The sequence below is a fragment of the Hyphococcus sp. genome, assembly GCF_965228385.1.
Taxonomy (GTDB): Bacteria; Pseudomonadota; Alphaproteobacteria; order Caulobacterales; family Parvularculaceae; genus Hyphococcus.
On record NZ_OZ245810.1, the window covers coordinates 530,464 to 552,957 of the forward strand.

Sequence of the window (22,494 nt, forward strand, 5' to 3'; positions counted from 1 at the left end):
GCGCCAGGCGAATCGAATGTTTCGATCACTCGCTGCCCGTTTCTTTTATGTGAGCCAGGAGTTCGTCCTGCATGGCATCACAAACGCCGGGTAAGAAAGTTCGAAACTAAAAAATGGGGTTACAATTTTTGTTCGCTATTCCATTGAATATGTTGCGAAAAATTTGTGGCTTCCCTTCGTGAATGCGTATCGAACTTTATGTCAGGCTCCCAGGGCTGAATTTCGGGCGGTTTTGCAGGAAATAAGGGTGGTTTAGTGAATGGCGATTGCCCTAACCATGCGGGTGTGACTGGCCATCTTGCAATTAACCAATAATTCTCGTAACTGTCATAAAGTGACAGTATTGAGAATTATATGGGTGAGCTGATTTCGCAGATTACGAGCGCCGGATACGCTGATCGAGTTCTAAACGATCAGCAAATTGGGCGCATTCTGGGCGGTAGCGATGATCGGCGCTATGGCCAGGTAAAGCGCGCCTTGCAGTCGAGGGCGCTCATTCGCATCAAACGCAGCCTTTATGTACTAGCAGAGCAATACCGCGAGCATCCTCTCCATCCGTTTGCACTCGCTCAGGCGCTGGTCACAGGCAGTTATGTTTCCATGGAAACGGCTCTCGCCTTTCATGGCTGGATTCCAGAAGCCGTTTATACGACCGTTAGTGTGACGCCGGGCCGAAAATCCCAAGTGATCGACCATCCCAACCTTGGCCGTTTCGAATTCAATCCGTTAGCGCTTCACAAATCGGGTTTCCTTGCGGGGGTTCAAAGACATGTCATCAGCGATCAAGCGATGCTCGTAGCGTCACCGCTGCGGGCGCTCATGGATTTGGTCGCCTTTCGGAAACAGGAATGGGAAGGTATTGCGTGGCTTGATACTGGAATGCGGATTAGCAAAGCGCATCTACTTCATACTCGTTTGAAAGACTTCTCGGCTTTAAAAGGCGTTTACAAACACAAAGTCGTCAACGAATTTTTATCCCGGCTCGAACAGGAGGTCCGCGCATTGAAAAAAGCAATGCGTACAAGCGGAAAAGAACATAGTCATGAATGAGATTATTCACGCCCGATTAGCCGGTTACAAACCTGCCAATGATGTGGAAGCTGAGAATGCGACCAAGGAGATCATCCAGGAGATCGCGCTCTATGGGCTCTGGCGTGCAAAGTTTTTTGAACTTGCTGTTTTTCAGGGCGGCACCAGCTTGCGCATTCTGCACAAGCTGCCGCGATTTTCTGAAGACCTGGATTTCATGTTGTTGGCGCCTAATCCGAAATTCGACTGGGCGCCTTTTCTAAAGGTTCTTACGCAGACATTTGAAGAATATGGCCTGCAGCCCGAAGCGATTTCCAAGGAGCAAATGGACAAGCGTATCCGGAACGCGGTCATCAAGGATAACTCGATCGTTAATCAGCTGGATTTGTCATTTGGCAAAAGAGATTCGCGGAAAACCTTGAAGGTCAAACTGGAGGTTGATGTTCACCCGCCCGCGCATTCGAATGATGAATTCACCTATCTTGATTTTCCGGTTGATTTTGAGATTCGACATCAAGATTTGGCATCGAATTTTGCATTGAAACTTCATGCACTGCTGTGTCGGGAGTATTTGAAGGGGCGCGATTGGTACGATTTCTCCTGGTATGTCGCGCAAGGAATCTTTCCGAATTTGCCGCACTTAGAAGCTGCTCTACGTCAATTCGGCCCTTGGGCGGACGATGAAACACTCGCCGTGAATGTAGAATGGCTCGAAACTGAAATGACCAAACGCATTCAGTCAATTGTTTGGGGCGAGGCCAAAAAAGATGTCATTCGTTTCTTGCGCCCCGCAGAAGCGGAATCTCTAAAGCTTTGGAGCAGCCGGTTTTTCGAATCCAAGTTGGACAAGATTATAAACGCGCTTCCGTCGTGAATCGGATGTGTTCTCGATCGACCATTCAAATGATGGCGAATTTAACCTGGCCAACGGAAAAAGACGGATGCGAAGAAGTTCGAGAATCAAATTGGGGTCGCGGATAAAATTGCCCGTAACATATTGAATTTATTAGCGGTAGATGATGGCTCCCCTTCGTGAATGCATATCGAACTTTGTGCCAGGCGCCAAGAGATGATTTCCGAATGATTCTTGACCATATGCGTGAGCGTAGGGCGACTGTGCGAATTTCAAGTGTGGGCCACTCACAAAATCATTCATTTTCGGATGACCGGCATACTCACGAGTAATTTAGTCGCTGGCGAAGACCCTCAATACGAAAAAAACAGATTTTGACATACTCGTTAACTGCTTACCTGCCAAAAACAGTTAGCGCCATGAACGCACCCAGGAGCAAAATTTTTCGAGCGCCGCCGTCTTTTGGACATGCAATCAGTCGTGAATGCAGTCGAAATTGAACGATACACCATACCGGAGATTAATTCGGCAATTCAACGATGCGCCAATAGCGATCGATCATTGTTAACGCCTCAACTAGAGAGTCCGCAGGCTGGGATTTGGAGATATAACCTGCGACATTGTGTTCATATGCTTTCATTTTGTCCTGCTGGTCCGTCGAAGTGGTCAAGACAAAGACGATGGTGTTGCGTAATGTTGCATCGGCTCTGAGCGCCTTGAGAAATTCAAACCCATCCATTCGCGGCATGTTGAGATCGGAAATAACAATGTAAGGCTTCGGCAAAGGCGCATCCCGGTCTATGCCGCGAAGAATGTCGAGCGCATGCGCGCCATCGTCAGCATAAACGACAGGATTGGTGATTTTGAGTTCTGTGAGCGCGCGCCGGATAGCCATCTTGTCGATCTCGTCGTCTTCAACGAGCAGAAACGTTACGGTGCGATCACCGACCTTTTTGTGCTGTTCAGGCGCGAGTTTATCTGTCATTTGCATGGGCGTGATCTTCGCGTGCTAGCTTGCTATTGATAAAGCGTCTGATTGTGTGGAGCCCGCCGGCCATTGTTTTGGCCACGTGAAAGAAAATGTCGTTCCCCGCATCGTTTCGGGATTTGAAACCACGTGGATGGTTCCCCCTGCATGTTCAATTATTTTTTTGACGATGGCGAGGCCCATTCCGCTGCCTTCGACTTTGTCGCGGCTTTTAAGCGTTTGATACATACCGAATATGCGGCGCTGATATTCGGCGGGAACGCCAGGGCCGTCGTCAGAGACTTCAAACAAGAAATGCGTGTCCCGCTCTTCGTGACGGATTGAAATACATCCTTCATCCCGATCATGGTGCTTTACGGCATTATGAATGAGATTTCGGAATATCTGTTCAAACGGCGGCGCGGCGGTGACAAATTTGGGAAGCCTGGAGTTTTGCGTCAGGGTGAAAGCGGCCGGAGCCACTAGGCTGAACACGTCCTCAACGAGGTTCGCACAGTCGACATTCACAAGCTTTTGCGATTCCTGTCCGGCTTTTGCATAAGCGAGAAGGTCGTCCAGCAACCGCTCCATACGCGTAATCCGGGAACGCATCATTGTCAGATTCGAGCGGGATTCATCGCACAGCGTTTCGCGAAGGTCCTGCTCCAGCCAGCTGGCGATCATATCGACCCCGCGCAGCGGCGCTTTAAGGTCATGAGATGCAATATGGGCGAATTCCTCCAATTGCTGATTGGAACGGCGTAACTCCTCTGATCGCTTTTCGAGCGCTGCTTCGGCTTTCTTGCGGTCGTCAATGTCCATGATCGTGCCAATCATCCTGACCGGATCGCCCTTATCGTCCCATACAGCCTTGCCGGTGCCCAGAAACCATCTGTATCCCTTCGTCTTGTGGCGAAGGCGATATTCAATATGAAAGGGCGTCCGTTGTGCGAAGTGCTCGCCAACCGCTTTTATCGTCCGCTCGACGTCCTCAGGGTGCAATAAGCTTTTGAACGACGACATTGAAGGGTCAATTTCGTCCGGCGAATAACCCAGCAGTTGATATTGTCTTGGAGACCAATATTCGCCGTCTTCGGCAATCGATTTCCAGTCCCAAATGCCGACGCTAGCGCCTTCCGCTGCAAGCGCAAAACGCTCTTCGCTCATACGAACGGCGCGTTCGGCATCCTTTAATGCTGAAACGTCAGTGTGCGTTCCAACCATTCGAAGAGGACGCCCTTCCAAATCCCATTCAATTACTTTGCCTCGGCATAGAACAGTGACTGTCGATCCATCGGCGTGACGATACCGGACTTCCTGTGCGTAAGGGTGTTCACCGCGGGTTTCCACATGGCGGTCGAAATTCTCCAGAGCTAATTTCAAATCGTCTTCGAAGATAATGGATTGCCACTCGTCAGGATGATGGCGTTTTGTGGACGGATCATAGCCGAACATCTCCCAAAAGCGGGGAGACATATATTCGTATTTTTCTTGAAGGCGCCAATCCCAATACCCATCGTAGCTGGTGTCGAGGATAAGGCGCAGACGTTCTTCACTGACGCGCAAAGCTTCTTCAGCGGTTTTCTCTTTGGTGACGTCAACGGAAGCCACAAAAACATACTTCTTTCCAGTTTTCGGGTCAGTGTACGGAACTTTATCGGTCCGGACGGTTTGCCTTTTCCCCTCCGGAGTGACAAATGTTTCAATAATACCGAGTTTGGGATTCCCGCTTCTTATCACTTCAAGATCGTTGTCGTGGTATTTTTCCGCCATTTCAGGAAAAATGTCGTATGTATTGGCGTCAAAAGCGGAGGTCGCATCGAGGCCCATAGCTGCAGCTGCTGCTTTATTGGCCCGGAGTATGATGTTGTTCTCATCCTTAAACCAGATCCGCACGGGTGTATTATCAAGAACTAATGACTGTTCGTCATTGGCGCGTTTCAGCGCTGCTTTCGAACGCATCAAATTCTTGTTCAGTAAATCAAGCTCGCTCAGAACGCGCATGTTCGACCGCGCGAAGATAAAAATTGTCGCCGTCGTGGCAAGCGCAATCATTAAAAGGACCGATAGAAAGACGGTTTCAGTCTGCTTGGGAGTGTAGGGCGATGGGGACGTCCATCCGTATCCGTCAGCGACCGTCAAGACCACGAACCCGCTGGCGGCCGCTGCAAATCCGTATAGGGAGGCGCGTGCGCCAAGAAACAGTCCTGCCGCTATGGGAACAAGCAATAAAAAAGGAGTGGTGTGTGCTGTTAGACCGCCATTCTTGAACGACGCGTACATAACGGCAGCGGTCAATGTAAGGAGGAACAAGCATGCAGCCGACAACACGCGTTTTGTCGATGCGGCTAGAGCAGAGCAGGCAAGAAAAAGTATGCCTGCCGAAATGCCGGCGAACTTGGCCCCGGTCAGGCCGGGCGTTTCAACGAAAGTATGAGCGATGTGAATAAACACCGCACATGCAAAAAAGATTGACCCAACACAGAGGACCCGGATCTGTGAAAGTCGAATAGGGTTCTTTGTCTGCACAGCCGCCGGTGCCACCAGGCCGTCATTTGATGCCTGTTTTCGCTCTTCATGGCTCGCGTATAAAAAGCGCATTCTTATTGCTCCTGCTTTGCAAAGGGGGAGCGCAGGCGGTCAAGAAGCTTTATAAGGTCGGCCTGTTTTGCGTGGTTTGTTTTTGCAAATACTGATTTTAGATGTTTTCGCGCGGTCTCGACCGCAATCCCCATGCTGGCAGCCGCAACTTCCAGGCTGGGATCGTTCGCAAATACGGACGCAAATCGCGCTTCGGTTCGCGTTAAGTTAAAAATCCTGCGCAGATCATCCGGAAGCAGCGGCGCCTCGTCAGCAAGGATAATAACGGCGAAACCGGGATTGGCGAAATCGGTCAGTGGCGTAAAGTGAGCCAGAATAGTTTCGCCGCGTGCGGCGCAAGTTAAGGAAACGAGTTCAGGTCCCGCGATATCGCGATGTTTCAACGTATAACCGAGTTCTCCGTCGAAGCTCGCATTGAGATAAGGCTTTTCATCGTTTCGAACGGCGCCGTTAATTGAAACATACGTGCTGTGTTTTTTGAGAAAACATTCAGCGCCGCTGTTGAGATGAAGAATAAGCCCGTCGCGATCGACGATGAAAAATGGGTGAGCGAGCGTGTCAAACGCTGCTTTCAACGCTCTGCTGCGTTGATAGGAAGCACGCGCGAAGTCAGATTCGGATGAAGAGTCGGCCTGTGCTGTGCGCCTCTGCAGCGCGTCCTTGACGCTCTCGACTAGATCCTCAACAGGGCAGGGTTTTGTGAAGAATCGAAAAACATGCGCTTCATTGAGCGCGCGCATGGCGCTGTCGAGGTCCCCGGCGCCGGTCACCATGATATATTCCGACTGAGGCGCGAAAGAGCGCATCTCTTTTATTAATGAAACGCCGTCGGCGACGCCAAGATCAAGATCGGAAATAACGACGTCGGCGGGGTGCTCCGACATTCGCTGGAGCGCTCTTCTGGGTGAGAGTTCATAAGAAAACCGCCATTGCGGCGCCTTGGCGGCAAAGTTGTGCCGCCAAGCGTTCAAAGTATGAATGTCGTCGTCAATGCAAAGAATTTCTGACATCTCGGCCGCCGCCGTCTCGCATTTTTGTTGCATGCCCCATTTGGGCCATCCCTGTTAAATCTTCCTTAATTCGCTGTTTGAATTATGTTTCATAACTTTTAACCAAGGACAGATTGGACCATGGCGACCACAGCCGCTGCAACGACGCAAAATGAAACGCTTGCAACCTCATCAGGCGAAGTTCGGCTGCTTGTGGTTGAGGACGACGATCTGGATTACAGGGTGATAACGCGCACGTTGCGTGAAGGGTGGCGGGCAAGTTATGGCGTGACGCGTGCGGACACTTTCGAGGCGGCGCTGCAAAGAATTGAAGACGGCGAATTTGACGCGGCCATTGTCGACTATCGTCTTGACGCAAAATCCGGCATTGATTTCATTAGGGCCGCCGGCGGGCGTAATTGCCCATTTCCCATCGTGTTGCTGACAAATCAAGACGCACGGCATGTGGACGGCGAAGCGCTTGACGCCGGCGCCGCTGACTTTCTCAGCAAAAAGGATTTAACTCCGGAAGCGCTTGAGCGCTCAATACGATACGCGCTCAAGTCGCATCAGATATTAAAGGAAAGAGACCAGGAACGGCGCCGGGCCGAGGCGAACGCCGTTCTTAACCGCCGCTTTCTATCAACCATCGGTCACGAGCTTCGCCCGCCTGTGGATGCGATCATTGGGCTTCTGGATTTGCTTGATGGCCAACTGGCCTCAGCTGAACAACGGGAAATTGCTAAAGACGCTCGAAATGCGGCGGCTCACGCCACGGAGTATTTGCGCAACCTTGTTGAATTTGTACGCCTTGATGAAGGGAAAGCGGCATTGTCGCTGCGGGAAGTCGATGCCGAGGAGTTTTTTCGGAATGTAGTCGCTTTTTTCAAGGTGGAGGCGGACCGCCGCGGTCTCTCGCTTTCGCTCGATATTGATAATCTTGCAGCGCGCCGCATTCGTTTCGACGATATGCGCGTCCGGCAGACGCTGATTAATCTACTCGCCAACGCAATGAAGTTTACTGAAGAGGGCGAGGTCGTTGTTAGGGCGCGCACGTCGAGAAGCGAAGCCGCGGAACGGTTGCATGTTTCTGTCTCCGATACGGGGTGCGGCATCGCGACGGAAAAAACTGCCCGGCTGTTTGACGAGAATGCATCGCCGCCGGAGCCCGGCAGAAAATTCGATGGCGGGCTCGGTCTCGGCCTCGCTATTAGCGCGCGTAACGTCGACTTGATGGGCGGCGCCATCGCCGCTGAAAGCGTGCCGGGGAATGGTTCGACGTTCCGCTTTGAAATTCCTCTGGCCGACTAGGTCTCCGTCGCCGCTTCGTATGCTCGCGCCGGTTTGCAAAGAAGACGAGTGTTTGCATTCATGATGCTGGCGGCCCTAGTTAATACTTTCTGAACATTCACCGCCGCCGGAAACAGAGTCCTGCTGGGTTCAGTTTCTGCAGTCCTTTCGTATTTAATTCGTTTACAAATAAATAACCGTATTTTTTAACGTACCTTCAACCCTGCACGCTTATTTCCGCGATGTTTACCCCATTTGGGGTAAGTATCGATGCGTTTGAAATAGGTGGCGGGTTTCGATGTTGTGTTTATTGAAGAGGGTTCTGCGTCCAACTAGGCGCGCGGTTTTGGCCGTCATGTTTTTTAATTGGCTGGCGGCGCCTACGGCTGTGTTTGCCGAAGGACACGCGCAGTTCGGGATTGGGCAGAATCTTCTCGGATTCAACGGCGGCGCCGACAATCTGACCAACGGATCTCTATTCGTCGATATCCAGTCGGCTGGCGAAGTCATCAATGTTTCGGCTTGTGGCGATACGAACGACGACGACATCCGCATTCGGATTTATAACCCATCAGGCGCGCAAGTCGTCAATACGACGCTGATCAACGCTAATGTCGATTGCAACAATGATTTCTTGTCCCCCCTTGCGTTTCCGGTACGTCATACGAGCGCTGCGACTGGCGCGTATCGCGTCACTATAGAGAACCTGAACCCGACCGGGTCACGCCAGGAACTGTCACGCGTCGATGTTACGGTCACGACCAGCGCGTTTGTGCTGCCGGATCCAACCGGTCTTGCCGCCAGCAGTCATGTGGGACGGCTCTATTCCTATGAGTGGACGTTTGACGCGGGCTCTTTTCAACAGGCGGCGGCGACCGACGCGAATTACTACATGCTCACGCCCGGCGGCCGGGCGGGAACGAATTATGTCTGGCAGCTCGACCTCAATCAGTTTGCCGGGTTCGTCTATGAAATTACCGCCAACAGTCTCGGCGTCGATTCTCCGAACGCTGCCGGCGATAATGTTGCAGGATTATCCGTGCCGGAAAGCGGAAACAGCGTCACGCCGCTTTTTCCGATCTATGTGAATTATCCGACGATCGCCAATCCGTCGCCATCCGCCGCGCCGGTGATCTCGAATTTCAGGTTTATTGACGACGCCGGTCAGGACGGCGGCTTTACGCCCGGCGATTCAGTCGGCGTGCAGGATACCGGCGTGTTCGAATTCACGACGGATGTAGACGGCACCTACGCGATCAGCATCGACGTCAATCAGAACAGCGTTTTCGGCGATCCGGGCGACGTACTGCTTCTGGGCGTCACCGCGCCCGGCGCCAATCAGGTAGTGTGGGACGGCCGCGACAACGCAGGCGCCGTATTGCCGGTAGGACAATATCAGGCACAGCTGGATGTACGTCTCGGGGAGTTTCATTTTGTTGCGCGCGACGCTGAAACAAGCGGCGGCCCAAGCGATAATGGATTGACCATCTATGAAGGGACGGGCCCTAGCGGATTGTCGCCGACACTCGTTTACTGGGACGATCTAACATTTTTTTCCGGCGACCCGGATGCGACGGCGACCTCACCTGACGGCGCGCTGTCGGGCACGGCCGCCGGCTATCACACATGGGGTCAATTTTCTTCGACCGGTTCGAACAATTTCGGCGATCAAAAGTACATCGACACTTATGTCTATGGCCTTTCATCTTTGGCGTGGGCGAGCGCCGCGATCATCGACAGCGACGAGCCGATTTCTGATGCGATCGTTTCAATTACGCCGACATCGCAGCCGGGCGACACGCTAACGCTTCAGGTGAATGACGGCGATCGCAATCTCGACGTGGCGCTCGCCGATACGCTGACGGTTTCGGTCGTCAACGACGTGACCGGCGAGCTGGAAACCATCTCGCTCACGGAAACCGGCGCCGACACCGGCGTCTTCACCGGTACGGTTGCGACCACATTCGGCGCTTCCGCCGGGGCCGATAATGACGGAACCTTCAATACGCAAGGCGGCGATACGGTTACGGTCGCCTATACGGACGAATTCAATACAACCGGCAGCCCGATCGACCGCACCGACACAAACTCAGTCTCCGGCGGCGCGACCGGAACTGTCACGATTACGGACCCTTCAAGTCCCGGCGACACGCTGACCATCTCTGTCAATGACGCCGATCTTAACAATGACGGCGTTCTCGCCGAGACAATTATCGTATCGGCGGTCAACGGTGTCACCGGCGAAACCGAAGCCGTAACATTAACCGAGACAGGCCCGAACACGGGCGTCTTTACCGGAACGGTTGCGACGATCTTCGGAACGACCGCTGGTGCAAACAATGACGGAACATTCATTACGCAAAGCGGCGATACGATCACTGTTACGTATAATGACGCATTGACCGCGAGCGGCGGAACGGCGTCGCCGACCGACACTTCTAACGTCATCGGCGGAGTCACCGGAACCGTGTCGATCACCGACCCGTCGACGCCCGGCGATACGCTCGCCATTCAAGTCGATGACGGCGACCTAAACGCAAATTCCGGCGTTGCGGAAACCATCTCGGTTCCGGTCGCCAATGACGCCACCGGCGAAACCGAAACTGTGACGTTGACGGAGACGGGCCCGAACACTGGCATCTTTGCCGGAACGGTTGCGACGACCTTCGGGACGACGGCTGGCGCGGACAACGACGGAACCTTTAACACCCAGGGCGGCGACACGGTCACCGTCACCTATAATGACGCGCTGACCGCAAACGGCGGAAGCGCCAGTCCGACCGATACGTCAAATGTTTCAGGCGGCGCGTCGGGCGTCGTTTCGATCACCGACCCGTCAAGTCCCGGCGACACGCTCACTATTCAGGTAGACGACGCCGACCTCAATACGAATTCGGGCGTCGCGGAGACGGTCTCCGTCGCTGTCGTCAATGACGTCACTGGCGAAGTCGAGAATGTCACGCTCACAGAAACCGGCGCCGACACCGGCGTCTTCACCGGTACGGTAGCGACCACATTTGGCGCTTCCGCCGGGGCCAACAATGACGGAAGCTTCAATACGCAAGCCGGCGATACGCTCACCGTCACCTATGATGACGCGCTGACCGCCTCGGGCGGGGCCGCCAGCCCAACCGATACGTCAAATGTCAATGGCGGCGTCACGGGAACGGTATCGATTACCGATCCATCCAGACCGGGCGAAACGCTGACGATCCAGGTTAACGACGCCGATCTCAATGCGAACGCCGGCGTTGTCGAAACGATCAATGTGGCAACGGTGAACGCCGTCACCGGCGAAGCGGAAACAGTGACGCTTACCGAAACAGGCGCCAATACCGGCGTCTTCACGGGCGCAGTCGCCACGACTTTCGGCGCGTCCGCCGGGACTGACAATGACGGAAGCATTAATGCACAAGCCGGCGACACCATCACCGTCGCCTATGATGATGCGCTGACGGCATCTGGGGGAGCCGCAAGCCCCACCGATACGTCGAATGTCAATGGCGGAACGACGGGAACGGTGTCGATCACCGACCCGTCTGTTCCCGGCGATACACTGACAATCCAGGTGACCGACGCTGATCTCAACAACAATGGGGGCGTCGCCGAGACAATCGCTGTTTCCGTCGTCAATGACGTTACGGGCGAGGTTGAAACCGTCACGCTGACGGAAACAGGGGTCAATACCGGGGTTTTTGCTGGAACGGTGACGACAACCTTTGGGGCGGCGGCTGGCGCCGACAATGACGGAACCTTCAATACACAGTCCGGCGACACCGTCACGGTCACTTATGGCGATGCGCTGACGGCAAACGGCGGCACAGCCAGCCCGACCGACACCTCCAATGTCGGCGGCGGCGCGGACGGAACGATCTCGATCACCGACCCGTCGCAGCCGGGCGACACACTGGTCGTGCAGGTGAATGACGCAGACTTCAACGAAAATCCGGGCGCGGCCGATTCAATGACGGTAAGTGTCGTCAATGACGTAACGGGCGAGACCGAAACGGTTACGCTGACCGAAACCGGCGTGAATACCGGCATTTTTTCTGCGAATGTTTCAACAAGCTTTGGAACGTCCGCCGGGCCGAATGGCGACGGCGCTTTCAATACGCAAGCCGGCGATACGCTGACCGCGAGCTATGACGATTTCACGGGGGCCGGCGAGACTGTTTCGCGATCCGATACCGGCAATGTCACGGGCGGCGTCACCGGGACGGTTTCGATTACGGCGTCGATCAATCCGGGCGATTCGCTGACGATTTCCGTAAACGACGCCGATCTGAATGCGAATCCGGGTGTTGCGGAAACGGTCACGGTCTCTGCGGTCAACGATGTTACCGGCGAGGCGGAAACCGTCACGCTGACGGAAACCGGCCCGAACACCGGCGTGTTCGAAGTCAATGTCTCGACCGTGTTCGGCACATCCGCCGGAACGAACAATGACGGCTCATTCAATGTGCAGAACGGCGATACCGTTACAGCCACATATAGTGATGCGCTTACTGCAGCAGGGGGAACGGCGTCGCCGACAGCGGTCGCCGGCGTCGGCGGCGGGTTCGACGGAACGGTCACAATCACGCCGAGCGGAAATCCCGGCGACACGCTGACAATCCAGGTAACTGACGCCGATCTCAACACGGATGGCGGCGTTGCTGAAACGATCACCGTCACGACGGTCAACGATGTCACCGGCGAGACGGAAATCGTGACGCTCACGGAAACCGGCGTTTCCACCGGCGTATTCGAAGGCGCTGTCGCAACGGCGTTCGGAACGGCGGCGGGAACCGATAATGACGGAATCCTCAATGCACAATCGGGTGACACGGTCACGGTCACTTATAGTGACGCGCTCACCGGCGCCGGCGGCGCGGCGACGCAAACGGACACAAGCAATATCGGAGGCGGGGTCAACGGAACAATTTCGCTGACGCCGGCGCTGAACCCGGGCGACCCGCTTAACATCAGCGTCAACGACAATGATCTCAATACCGACTCCGGCGTCGCCGAAACAATCGCCGTTACGGTCGTAAACGATGTCACGGGCGAATCTGAAACCGTTACGCTTACTGAAACAGGCGTCAATACCGGCGTATTTGAAGCCGATGCGCCGACCGTCTTCGGAAACGGGACGGGTGCGGACAATGACGGAACGTTTACGGTCCAGAACGGTCATACGCTCACCGGTACTTATGACGACGCGCTAACGGCCGCCGGAGGATCGGCGACAAGGACTGATACAGCCAATGTCGGCGGCGGGGCGGATGGAACGGTGACGTCTTCGGCGAATGTCACGCCTGGCGATTCCATTGCGATCGAAGTGCAGGACGCGGACCTTAACGCCGACACAGGCGCTGTAGAAACTATCACGGTGACGGCGGTCAATTCCGTCACCGGCGAAACCGAAACCGTCACGCTCATGGAAACCGGTCCGAACACTGGCGTATTCCAGGCGAACCTGGCGACAACGCTCGGCGGCTCGGCGGGCCCAGACAATAACGGCGTTATCACGATCGAAACCGGCCAGTCGGTTGTCGTTACCTATAACGATGCATTGACGGCGGCGGGCGGAACCGCGTCGACAACCGCGACGACGTCCGTCGACAATATCGCCCCGACGGCGGCTGACGACTCTGCAGCGACGCAGCCGGGCGACGCTGTGTCCGTTCCAGTGCTCGCCAATGATTCCGACCCGGAAGGTCAAAGCCTTACAGTCACAGGCGTCACTCAGGGATCTAACGGGTCGGTTGCGTTCATGGCTGACGGCACGGTCGTTTACACGCCGGACGCCGGCTTTACTGGAACCGATACGTTCACTTATTCGATCAGCGACGGCAATGGCGGGGTAGACACGGCGACCGTTACGGTCGCGGTTGATAATGAAACCCCGACGGCGGTCGCGGATTCGGGCGGCACGACACCCGATACCCCGGTGACAATCGATGTCGCAGCGAACGACACCGACCCGAATGGCGATCCCCTGACCATCGACAGCGTCACACAAGGCGCCAATGGCTCGGTAGTCATTAATCCCGACGGCACAGTAACTTACACGCCGAATGCGGGCTTCGCCGGAACAGACACGTTTACTTATACGATTTGCGACGGCGATGGGAATTGCGATACCGCGACCGTGACTGTCACGGTGAGCGCCGATACGCCGCAAGCTGTTGACGATGTGGCGACGACGCCGTCGGGAACGCCGGCGACGATTGATCCGGCGGATAATGACAATGAACCGAACGGACAAACGTTAACCGTTACGGACGTCACCGAACCCGCCAACGGCGCTGCGGTTCTCAATCCCGACGGCACAGTCACTTATACGCCTGACGAAAATTTCGTCGGTACAGATACTTTCACCTATACAGTCTGCGATCCGGATGGCAATTGCGACACGGCGACGATCACCGTGACATCGACAAACCAGGCTCCGGCTGCAACGGACGACTCTGCATCGACGCAGCCGGAAGAAGCCGTGTCCGTGCCGGTGCTGGCGAACGACTCCGATCCCGAGAGCCAGCCGCTGAGGGTTACGAGCGTCACTCAGGGCGCGAATGGAACCGTGACCTTCATGGCTGACGGCACGGTCGTTTACACCTCAAACGCCGGCTTCACCGGCGCCGACGCTTTTACTTATACAATAGACGACGGCAATGGCGGAACCGCGACAGCGAACGTCACCGTGACGGTCGACAATGAAACGCCGACAGCTGTTGCGGATTCCGCCGGCACGCTGCCCGACACGCAGACTACTGTCGATGTTCTGGCGAACGACACCGACCCGAACGGCGATCCACTGACTGTCACTGGCGTCGCGCAACCGGCGAACGGAACAGTCGTTGTCAACCCCGACGACACGGTGACCTATACGCCGCACGCCGGTTTTAGCGGCGCGGACAATTTCACCTATACCGCCTGCGATAGCGACGGGAATTGCGATACGGCGACAGTGACCGTCACGGTCAGCGCCGAAGCGCCGCAGGCGGTTGACGATGTTGCGTCGGTTCTCTCCGGCACGCCGTCGACCATTGACCCGCTGGCGAATGACAATGATCCGAACGGCGATCCGCTGACCGTCGCCGACATCGCCGATCCGGCGAACGGAACGGTTGTGATCAATCCGGATGGCGCAATCACCTACACGCCTGAAGCGGGTTTTGTCGGAACGGACACGTTCACTTATACGGTCTGCGACGATGACGGCAATTGCGATACGGCATCGATCACAGTCACGGTCGGCAATCAGCCGCCAAGCGCGCAAGACGACAGCGCCGCGACACAGCCTGGGAACGCTGTTTCCATCCCGGCGCTCGCCAATGACTCCGATCCCGAAAACCGTCCACTGACGATTTCTAGCGTGACCCAAGGGGCGAACGGAACAGTAGCGTTCAATCCTGACGGTACGGTCATCTATACGCCGAACGCCGGCTTCACGGGAACGGATACGTTCACTTATACGGTCGATGACGGCGAGGGCGCCGCCTCTACGGCGACCATAACGGTTGTGGTCGACGAAGAGACGCCGACCGCAAACGCCGACAGCGCGACAACGACGCCGGGCGAGCCGACGGTCATCGATATTCTCGGCAATGACATAGATCCCAATGGCGATGATCTGACAGTCGCCGATATTGTGCAGCCGGCGAACGGAGCCATTGCGCCAAATCCCGACGGTACGGTGACCTATTCGCCCAACGCCGGCTTTGAGGGAGCTGATACGTTCGCTTACACGGTGTGCGACGTTGACGGTAATTGCGATACGGCGACAGTTTCGGTCTCGGTCGATCCCAACGCGCCGCAAGCAAATGATGACAATATCAAGGGCGCGCCCGATACGCCGGTGACTTTCGATCCGCTCGCCAATGATACCGATCCCAACGGCGATCCGCTTACGCTCGCCAGCGTGTCGACGCCAGCGAACGGCGCGGTCGTTGTTAATCCGGACGGCACGCTGACATACACTCCGGATTCGGGTTTCGACAGCGTCGATACGTTTACTTACACCGTCTGCGATTCAACCGGTGCCTGCGACACGGGCGTGATTTCGGTCGATATGCGCGGCGCGGCGTCGATCGAAGGCATCGTTTTCTTTGACGATAATCAGGACGATGTCCACCAGTCGAATGAGTTGCTGCTGGCGGGCTACGGCGTCGAGATTCTTCTGGATGGCGAAGTTGTCGCCGCCACTAGCACCGACGAAAATGGCTTCTATCGTATCGACGGGCTTGAGCCGACTGACGGTTATGTCGTCGTGTTTCGAAATCCCGATACTGGCGTTGTCGTCGGCGCCGTGCAGGGCGTGGCGCTTTCCGCCGGCGAGACAATGGTTGACCTCAGCCTGCCCGTCGATCCGTCGGGCGTCATTTATAATGCAGAGACTCGTGAACCGCTTGCCGACGTCACTGTTGTCATAACAGACGCCAGCGGAACGCCGCTGCCGAATGTTTGCCTGATCGATACAAGCCAGCAAAATCAGGTGACCGCCGATGACGGTTTCTACCGTTTCGACCTTGTGCCGGGCGCTGATCCTGCGTGCCCGGCTGGCGAAACCGAATATCGCCTTTCGGTTACGCTGTCCGGCGGCCTTCCCGGTCTCTTTGGACAATTTGCACCGCAGACCGGTCCGCTTGACGCAACGACGTGTCCGATCGATGCGAATACCAACCCGCCTTGCGAAGTCTCGGCGTCGAATAGCCCGCCAACCATCGGCGAGCCTCCTGTATTCTTCATCGATTTCGCTATCGCCGGAGGCGACCCCGATGTGATCAACAATCATATCCCGATTGATTTGGCCGCGAGCCAGCAGCCGCTGACGGCGTTCAAGACAGCGACGGTAGCGAATGCTTCGGTCGGTTCGCTTGTTCCGTATACGGTGACGATCCGTAATGACGGCGCCGCACCGGTCAATGACGTGGATATCGTCGACCTGACGCCCGCCGGCTTCAAATATGTGGAAGGCTCTGCGCGCCTGAACGGCCAGCCGGTTGAGCCGGTTCGCGACGGCCTGGAGTTAACTTGGGCGGATATTGACGTGCCGGCCAACGGTACGGCGACAGTGACTCTTGTTCTGATTGTCGGCGCCGGCGTTGATTTCGGTAATTTCGTCAATCGCGGCTTTGCTGAAAGCGATGGCGGCGCGCCGCTTTCCAATATCGCTGAAGCAACAGTTCGGATCGTGCCGGACGCCGTCTTCGATTGCTCCGAAGTCATCGGTAAAGTTTTCGACGACAGGGACGGCGACGGCTATCAGGATCAGGGCGAGCCGGGGCTTGCAGGCGTTCGCGTTGCGACCGTCAATGGTCTTCTCATTACGACTGACAACCATGGCCGCTATCACATCGCCTGCGCGGCGACGCCTAAGGCCGGAATTGGTTCGAACTTCATCTTAAAGCTCGATCCGCGCACGCTTCCAGCCGGATACCGCATTACGACGGAAAACCCGCGGGTCATCCGTCTCACCCGCGGCAAGATGTCGAAACTGAATTTCGGCGCATCGCTGTCACGTGTGGTCCGCGTCAACCTGACAGACGGAGCGTTCGCTGCCGGAACGGACGAATTGGCGCCGGCCTGGGCAGGCAAGATTGAAGATCTTGTCGCCGCTCTTGAAGCGCAACCTTCCGTCCTTCGGCTCACCTATGTCGGCGCCGAAGAGGGCGAGCCGCGCCTGAAGGCCGTCGCCAGGCTCATCAAACAACACTGGAAGGAGGAGCGAGGGCGCTACGACCTCGATATCGAAACCAGAATTGTCTCGGCTTCGAACGGGGGAGAAGAATAATGTTGCGTTCTTTCATCTATAGTCCGTTTCCCGCCCTAGCGCTCGCCGCAACAACTCTAATGCCGATTGACCAACCGCTCGCCATGATGGTTGGGGGTGATTCAGCGGCGCCTTTCGAAATTATAGTCGAAGAAGCGGGCGATGCTGACGGCGTGCAGGCGCTAGCAGATCAGACGCTTGCCGGCGCAGATATCCGCATGGCGTTTGACGGTCTCGACGTCACGCCACGCCTCAACGCTGGCCTAGTCGGCGGCGGCGATGCGGCCGTGCGAGACGGAACTGTCGAATTCGATACTTATTGGAACTACGACGCCTTTATCGATCGCGCCGAAATCCGCCTGTTCCACTTAGAGGAATCGGCGCGGAGCGAACCGTTTGCGACGTTGCAAGTAAACGGAACCGGCCGGGCGGATTTCACGCCGTTCGATGCTAACAAAACCGGCTTCTTCTACGTGCTGCGCGTTTACGACGCTGAAGGCCGTTTTGATGAAACTGAACCGAAAGCGGTTCGATTTGTTGATCGTCTGTCCGATGAAAACAAAAACGCCGAAGACAGTCTCGGCATTTACGGCGCCGACGCAACCGCCTCGCGCAACATTAAAATCTCCGGCGGTTCGGTCACGGTGTCCGGCAAGGGCCTCAATCTATCTGATGGCGCGACGGTGCGCGTGCTCGGCGCCGAGGCGCCGGTCGATGCGCAAGGCGACTTTGTCGTTCAGCAAATCGTACCGTTCGGCAAGCGCGATATTAATGTCGAGATTGACGATGGGTCCGAAATCGTGCGCATCACCCGCGAAATCGACATTCCAAAAAATGACTTCTTCATCGTCGCCCTCGGCGACCTTACGATCGGTCACCGCGACGACAATGGCGGTGAAGTCCTGGCCGCCGATGATGAAGATTTCGACGAGACCTTCGTGACCGGCCGCGGCACCTTCTATCTGAAAGGCAAGGTGAAGGGAAAATACCTGATCACCGCGACCCTCGATACGACCGAGGACGACGTCGACAATCTTTTTTCGAATCTCAACGACAAAGACCCGGAAGCATTTTTGCGGCGGCTAGACCCCGACCGGTTCTATCCTGTCTACGGCGATGATTCTTCGTTGCAGGAAGACGCGCCGACGCAAGGCCGGTTCTATGTTCGTGTGGAGCGCGGCGACGATCATGTGGTCTGGGGCAATTTTACGACGAACATCGTCTCAACGGAGTTCGCCCAGCTTGACCGCGCGCTTTATGGCGGCAAGGTTGAATATAACGCTGACGAATTGACGAGCTTCGGCGATCGCAAGACGCGCCTTATCGGCTTTGCCGCCGACCCCGGCACAATCCCCGCGCGAGAGGAGTTCCGCGGCACCGGCGGCTCGGTTTACTTTCTTGAGCGTCAGGACCTGACAATCGGGTCCGAGCGTTTGCGCATCGAAGTCCGCGACAAGGACTCAGGGCTCGTTCTCGAAACCCGAGACCTGAAGCCTCAGGAAGACTACGACATCGATTATATTCAAGGCCGCGTGCTGTTGGCGCGCCCGCTGTCGTCAACGCGTCTCGATGGTCAAACCGTGCGTGATGAAGGCCTTTCGGGCAACGACGTGTTCCTGGTCGCGCGCTATGAATTTACGCCGGGCCTTGACGACATTGGTGGCTTCTCGACCGGCGGCCGCGCCGAACAATGGATCGGCGACCATGTCAAACTCGGCATTACCGGCCAGCAGGAAGAAACCGGAGACGCGGACCAGAGCCTTATCGCCGGTGACATCACATTCCGCATGACGGAAGCGACTTACCTGAAAGCGGAAGTCGCGCACACGAAAGGCTTCGCATTCAATGAGCGAAACTCTATTGACGGCGGCTTTACTTTCGATCCGTTGACGCCGGACTTCACGAATTCCGACGGCGCCATAGCTTATCGCATCGAAGGCGTCTCGAAGATCAGCGATATCGACATCCTCGGCCTCAACGGCAAGCTCGCCGCCTACTACGAAAACATCGAAGGCGGTTTTTCCGGCATTGGCCGCCTGACGCCGGCGGATAAGGAAGCCTTCGGCGGCCAGGCGAGCCTGATCTTGCGCGAAGGAACGACGCTCGGGCTCAAATATGACGAAGCGAATATCGACGGCGGCGTCAATGATCGTTCTATCGTTATCGATCTGGATCACAAACTCGATGACAACTGGATGGCGAGCCTCGGTTACAGGCACGACGGACGCTCAGGCGCGCCGACGGGCAGCGACGGCGAGCGCAACGATGTCGGCCTCGAGATTCGTTACGCCGAGGAAGACAAGTGGCAGGTCTACGCCTTCGGCCAGACGACGGTCGCATCAGTTGGCGACCGGCCGGAGCGTAATCGCGGCGGCGCCGGCGCCGAGATTCAACTCACCGAAAAAATCCGCATCGGCGGCGAAGTTTCCGGGGGCGACGGCGGTTTCGGCGCGCTCGCGGAAGTCACCCATTCCCGTGAGGACGGTTCGGAGTTTTATCTGAACTACGCCCTTGATACGGACCGCACTGACACCGGCTCGGAAACATCCGACATATTCACGCAAACGCAGAACGCGCTTACGCTCGGCGGTCGTCAACGATACAGCGACACGGTTTCCGTCTTCGGCGAAGAACGCGCGACTTTCGGAGATAGCCGCAGCCTGACTCACGCCTATGGGGTCGACCTCACCCCGGGCGAGTACTGGAATATCGGCGCATCGTTTGAATTCGGCACGATCGAGGAGGAAGAGGCGGGCGCGCTCGAACGCCGCGCCGTCACCGGATCGGTCGGTTTCGCCAATGATGCGTTTAACTTCGCTTCATTATTCGAATGGCGCGTTGACGAACGCCTTGGCGAGCGCCGGCGTACATATCTCATGCGCAACAATTTCGGGCTTCAGCTCTCCGAAGCCTGGCGCGCTCTCGGCAAACTCAACTTTGCGGAAAGCAATGCGTCAAGCGGCGATTTCTTCGATGGCGATTTCTTTGAAGGCCAGCTAGCCGGCGCCTATCGTCCGGTTCTCAACGACCGTTTGAACGCGCTCTTCCGCTACACCTATTTCCGCGACCTGCCCCCGTCACAGCAAATCTCCGGGTCAGGACAAACCGGCCTGCCGGCGCAGCGCAGCCATATTCTCAATGTGGATGCGACTTATGATCTGGCTCCATGGCTCTCGCTTGGCGGCAAATACGGCTATCGTTTCGGCCAGGTTAGCCTGTCGCGTCGGGAAGAAGAATTTGTCAGCTCGTCCGCGCATCTCGGCATTATTCGCGCCGACCTGCATATCGTGAGCCGATGGGACGCGTTGATTGAAGGGCGCATCCTGAATGTCGTCGAGGCGCAAGATTCGCGCGCCGGGCTTCTCGTTGCCGTGTATCGGCATATCGGCGACCACGCCAAAATCGGCGTCGGATACAACTTCACCGACTTTTCCGATGACCTCACCGATCTGTCATTTGATGAGAACGGGGTCTTTGTGAACATCATCGGCAAGTACTGATATCGACTCTTGAACGCTCCCCCCGTAAAGAGTCGGTAGGCGCCGGCGCAATCAGAATGAATTGCGCCGGCGCCTTTTTATGTAAAATACAGTGCGATGAGTTGCGCGGTTGTGGCTTGAGATAGATATTCACACTGCTCGCGCCCCAATTTCGCCATAATTTAGCCACGCCGTCGCCCATCGAAATTAACAAACGTCTTTAGCAGGGGGTAGCTGATGGAGGGGCGCATACATGGCGCGATGGACTTTTCGTGCGCGAGTTTTGACACTCAGCGTATTGAGCACGCCGTTGATTGCGGTCGGATTTGCCGACACGCTTCACAGGACACTAACGCATCCGGAATCAAAGTTTTTCAGTGAAACCGGGATCTTTGAGAATTGACCCGACCCCTTTGAACGCAGCCGCCTGAAAGTAGTAAAATGGCTGCATCAAAGGAGAAGAGCGATGTCGGGAAAGCGATATTCACCCGAGGAAATCATATCGAAGTTGCGTGAGGCGGAAGTGTTCCTCGCGGAGGGCGTCAAGGTCGGGGAAGTGATCCGCCGGCTGGGCGTCAACAAGATCACATATTACCGGTGGCGCCAGGAGTATGGCGGGATGAAAGTTGAACAGGCCAAGCGTCTGAAAGACCTTGAGAAGGAGAATGCGCGGCTGAAGCGGCTTCTTGCGGACGCCGAACTCGACAAGGCGATCTTGAAAGAAGCTGCGGAGGGAAACTGGTAGGGCCCTCGCGCAAGCGCGAGTTCATATACCATGCCTGCTGCCGGCTCGGCGTCTCGGAACGCCGGGCCTGCCGTTTGTTGAAGCAGCACCGGTCCTCGCAGTGGCGCAAGCCGAAGCGCGCTGATGATGAGGATGCGCTGACCTTCGCCATCATTGAGCTGGCGACGCGGTACGGGCGCTACGGCTACAAGCGGATTGCGGCGCTTCTGAAGGCCGACGGCTGGCATGTGAACCACAAACGCGTTGCAAGGATCTGGCGGCGCGAGGGCCTGAAAGTGCCGATGAAACAGCCGAAACGCGGGCGCTTATGGCTCAATGACGGCTCGTGCGTCCGATTGCGGCCACAGCATCGCAATCACGTCTGGGCTTACGACTTCGTCCAGGATCAGACACGGGACGGCAAAAGACTGCGCATGCTCACCGTCATCGATGAATACACCCGCGAATGCCTCGCCATCAGGGTTGCGCGGCGTCTCAACAGTCAGGACGTCCTTGATGTCCTCGGCGACCTCATGGCCGCACGCGGCGTTCCCGATCACATCCGCTCGGACAATGGCAGCGAGTTCCGGGCAAAGGCGCTGCGCAAATGGCTCGGTAATATCGGCGTGAAGACGCTCTACATCGAACCCGGTAGCCCATGGGAGAACGGCTACAACGAATCCTTCAATGGCCGGCTGCGGGACGAATGCCTCCGGCCTTAGGCAGCAAGCGCACCAGATCGTCCGTAAGCGGTTGATTTTGATTCCTGATTTCGGATTGCCGATTTCGCTTGCGGTTCTGCGGA

General features: G+C 56.2%; 8 protein-coding genes and 1 pseudogene. 6 read left to right on the forward strand and 3 right to left on the reverse strand.

Going from position 1 to position 22,494, the window contains the following annotated elements:
* Positions 1-354: 354 nt before the first annotated feature.
* Together ACQK2Q_RS02395 and ACQK2Q_RS02400 are read left to right on the forward strand one after the other, a co-directional pair.
* A complete protein-coding gene (locus ACQK2Q_RS02395) occupies positions 355-1,050 on the forward strand; it encodes a type IV toxin-antitoxin system AbiEi family antitoxin domain-containing protein (protein ID WP_425408163.1) in 696 nt (231 codons plus the stop codon).
* The gene (locus tag ACQK2Q_RS02400; RefSeq protein ID WP_425408164.1) at positions 1,043-1,903 is read left to right on the forward strand and encodes a nucleotidyl transferase AbiEii/AbiGii toxin family protein; all 861 of its coding nucleotides are present in this window, start codon (positions 1,043-1,045) and stop codon (positions 1,901-1,903) included. Before ACQK2Q_RS02395 ends, ACQK2Q_RS02400 begins: the two co-directional genes overlap by 8 nt.
* 499 nt (positions 1,904-2,402) lie before the next feature.
* On the opposite strand, the gene ACQK2Q_RS02405 is transcribed toward ACQK2Q_RS02400, so the two are convergent.
* The 3 genes from ACQK2Q_RS02405 to ACQK2Q_RS02415 are packed head-to-tail and all read right to left on the reverse strand — an operon-like array spanning position 2,403 to position 6,460.
* On the reverse strand, positions 2,403-2,873 hold the full coding sequence (locus ACQK2Q_RS02405) for a response regulator (RefSeq protein WP_425408165.1): 471 nt from the start codon (positions 2,871-2,873) through the stop codon (positions 2,403-2,405).
* An 18-nt stretch (positions 2,874-2,891) separates the two neighbouring features.
* A complete protein-coding gene (locus tag ACQK2Q_RS02410) occupies positions 2,892-5,450 on the reverse strand; it encodes a PAS domain-containing protein (protein WP_425408166.1) in 2,559 nt (852 codons plus the stop codon).
* Between the two features lie 2 nt (positions 5,451-5,452).
* Positions 5,453-6,460 (reverse strand): DNA-binding response regulator, encoded by a 1,008-nt coding sequence (locus tag ACQK2Q_RS02415; protein WP_425408167.1) that lies wholly within the window; start codon positions 6,458-6,460, stop codon positions 5,453-5,455.
* A 120-nt stretch (positions 6,461-6,580) separates the two neighbouring features.
* Here ACQK2Q_RS02415 and ACQK2Q_RS02420 point away from each other — a divergent pair, with 120 nt between their 5' ends.
* The 4 genes and pseudogenes from ACQK2Q_RS02420 to ACQK2Q_RS02435 all read left to right on the forward strand — a co-directional run.
* A complete protein-coding gene (locus ACQK2Q_RS02420; RefSeq protein WP_425408168.1) occupies positions 6,581-7,750 on the forward strand; it encodes an ATP-binding protein in 1,170 nt (389 codons plus the stop codon).
* Positions 7,751-8,084: 334 nt separating this feature from the next.
* A complete protein-coding gene (locus ACQK2Q_RS02425) occupies positions 8,085-17,507 on the forward strand; it encodes an Ig-like domain-containing protein (protein ID WP_425411106.1) in 9,423 nt (3,140 codons plus the stop codon).
* The gene (locus ACQK2Q_RS02430) at positions 17,507-20,986 is read left to right on the forward strand and encodes a TonB-dependent receptor (protein WP_425408169.1); all 3,480 of its coding nucleotides are present in this window, start codon (positions 17,507-17,509) and stop codon (positions 20,984-20,986) included. Before ACQK2Q_RS02425 ends, ACQK2Q_RS02430 begins: the two co-directional genes overlap by 1 nt.
* A 445-nt stretch (positions 20,987-21,431) precedes the next feature.
* A pseudogene (locus ACQK2Q_RS02435) lies at positions 21,432-22,402 on the forward strand (IS3 family transposase); the annotation flags it as partial.
* Between the last annotated feature and the right edge of the window lie 92 nt (positions 22,403-22,494).

Bases quoted from the DNA above. Each gene is read 5' to 3' on its own strand.
- ACQK2Q_RS02395 (WP_425408163.1), top strand. From the start codon at position 355: ATGGGTGAGCTGATTTCGCAGATTACGAGCGCCGGATACGCTGATCGA.
- ACQK2Q_RS02400 (WP_425408164.1), top strand. From the start codon at position 1,043: ATGAATGAGATTATTCACGCCCGATTAGCCGGTTACAAACCTGCCAAT.
- ACQK2Q_RS02405 (WP_425408165.1), bottom strand. From the start codon at position 2,873: ATGCAAATGACAGATAAACTCGCGCCTGAACAGCACAAAAAGGTCGGT.
- ACQK2Q_RS02410 (WP_425408166.1), bottom strand. From the start codon at position 5,450: ATGCGCTTTTTATACGCGAGCCATGAAGAGCGAAAACAGGCATCAAAT.
- ACQK2Q_RS02415 (WP_425408167.1), bottom strand. From the start codon at position 6,460: ATGTCAGAAATTCTTTGCATTGACGACGACATTCATACTTTGAACGCT.
- ACQK2Q_RS02420 (WP_425408168.1), top strand. From the start codon at position 6,581: ATGGCGACCACAGCCGCTGCAACGACGCAAAATGAAACGCTTGCAACC.
- ACQK2Q_RS02425 (WP_425411106.1), top strand. From the start codon at position 8,085: ATGTTTTTTAATTGGCTGGCGGCGCCTACGGCTGTGTTTGCCGAAGGA.
- ACQK2Q_RS02430 (WP_425408169.1), top strand. From the start codon at position 17,507: ATGTTGCGTTCTTTCATCTATAGTCCGTTTCCCGCCCTAGCGCTCGCC.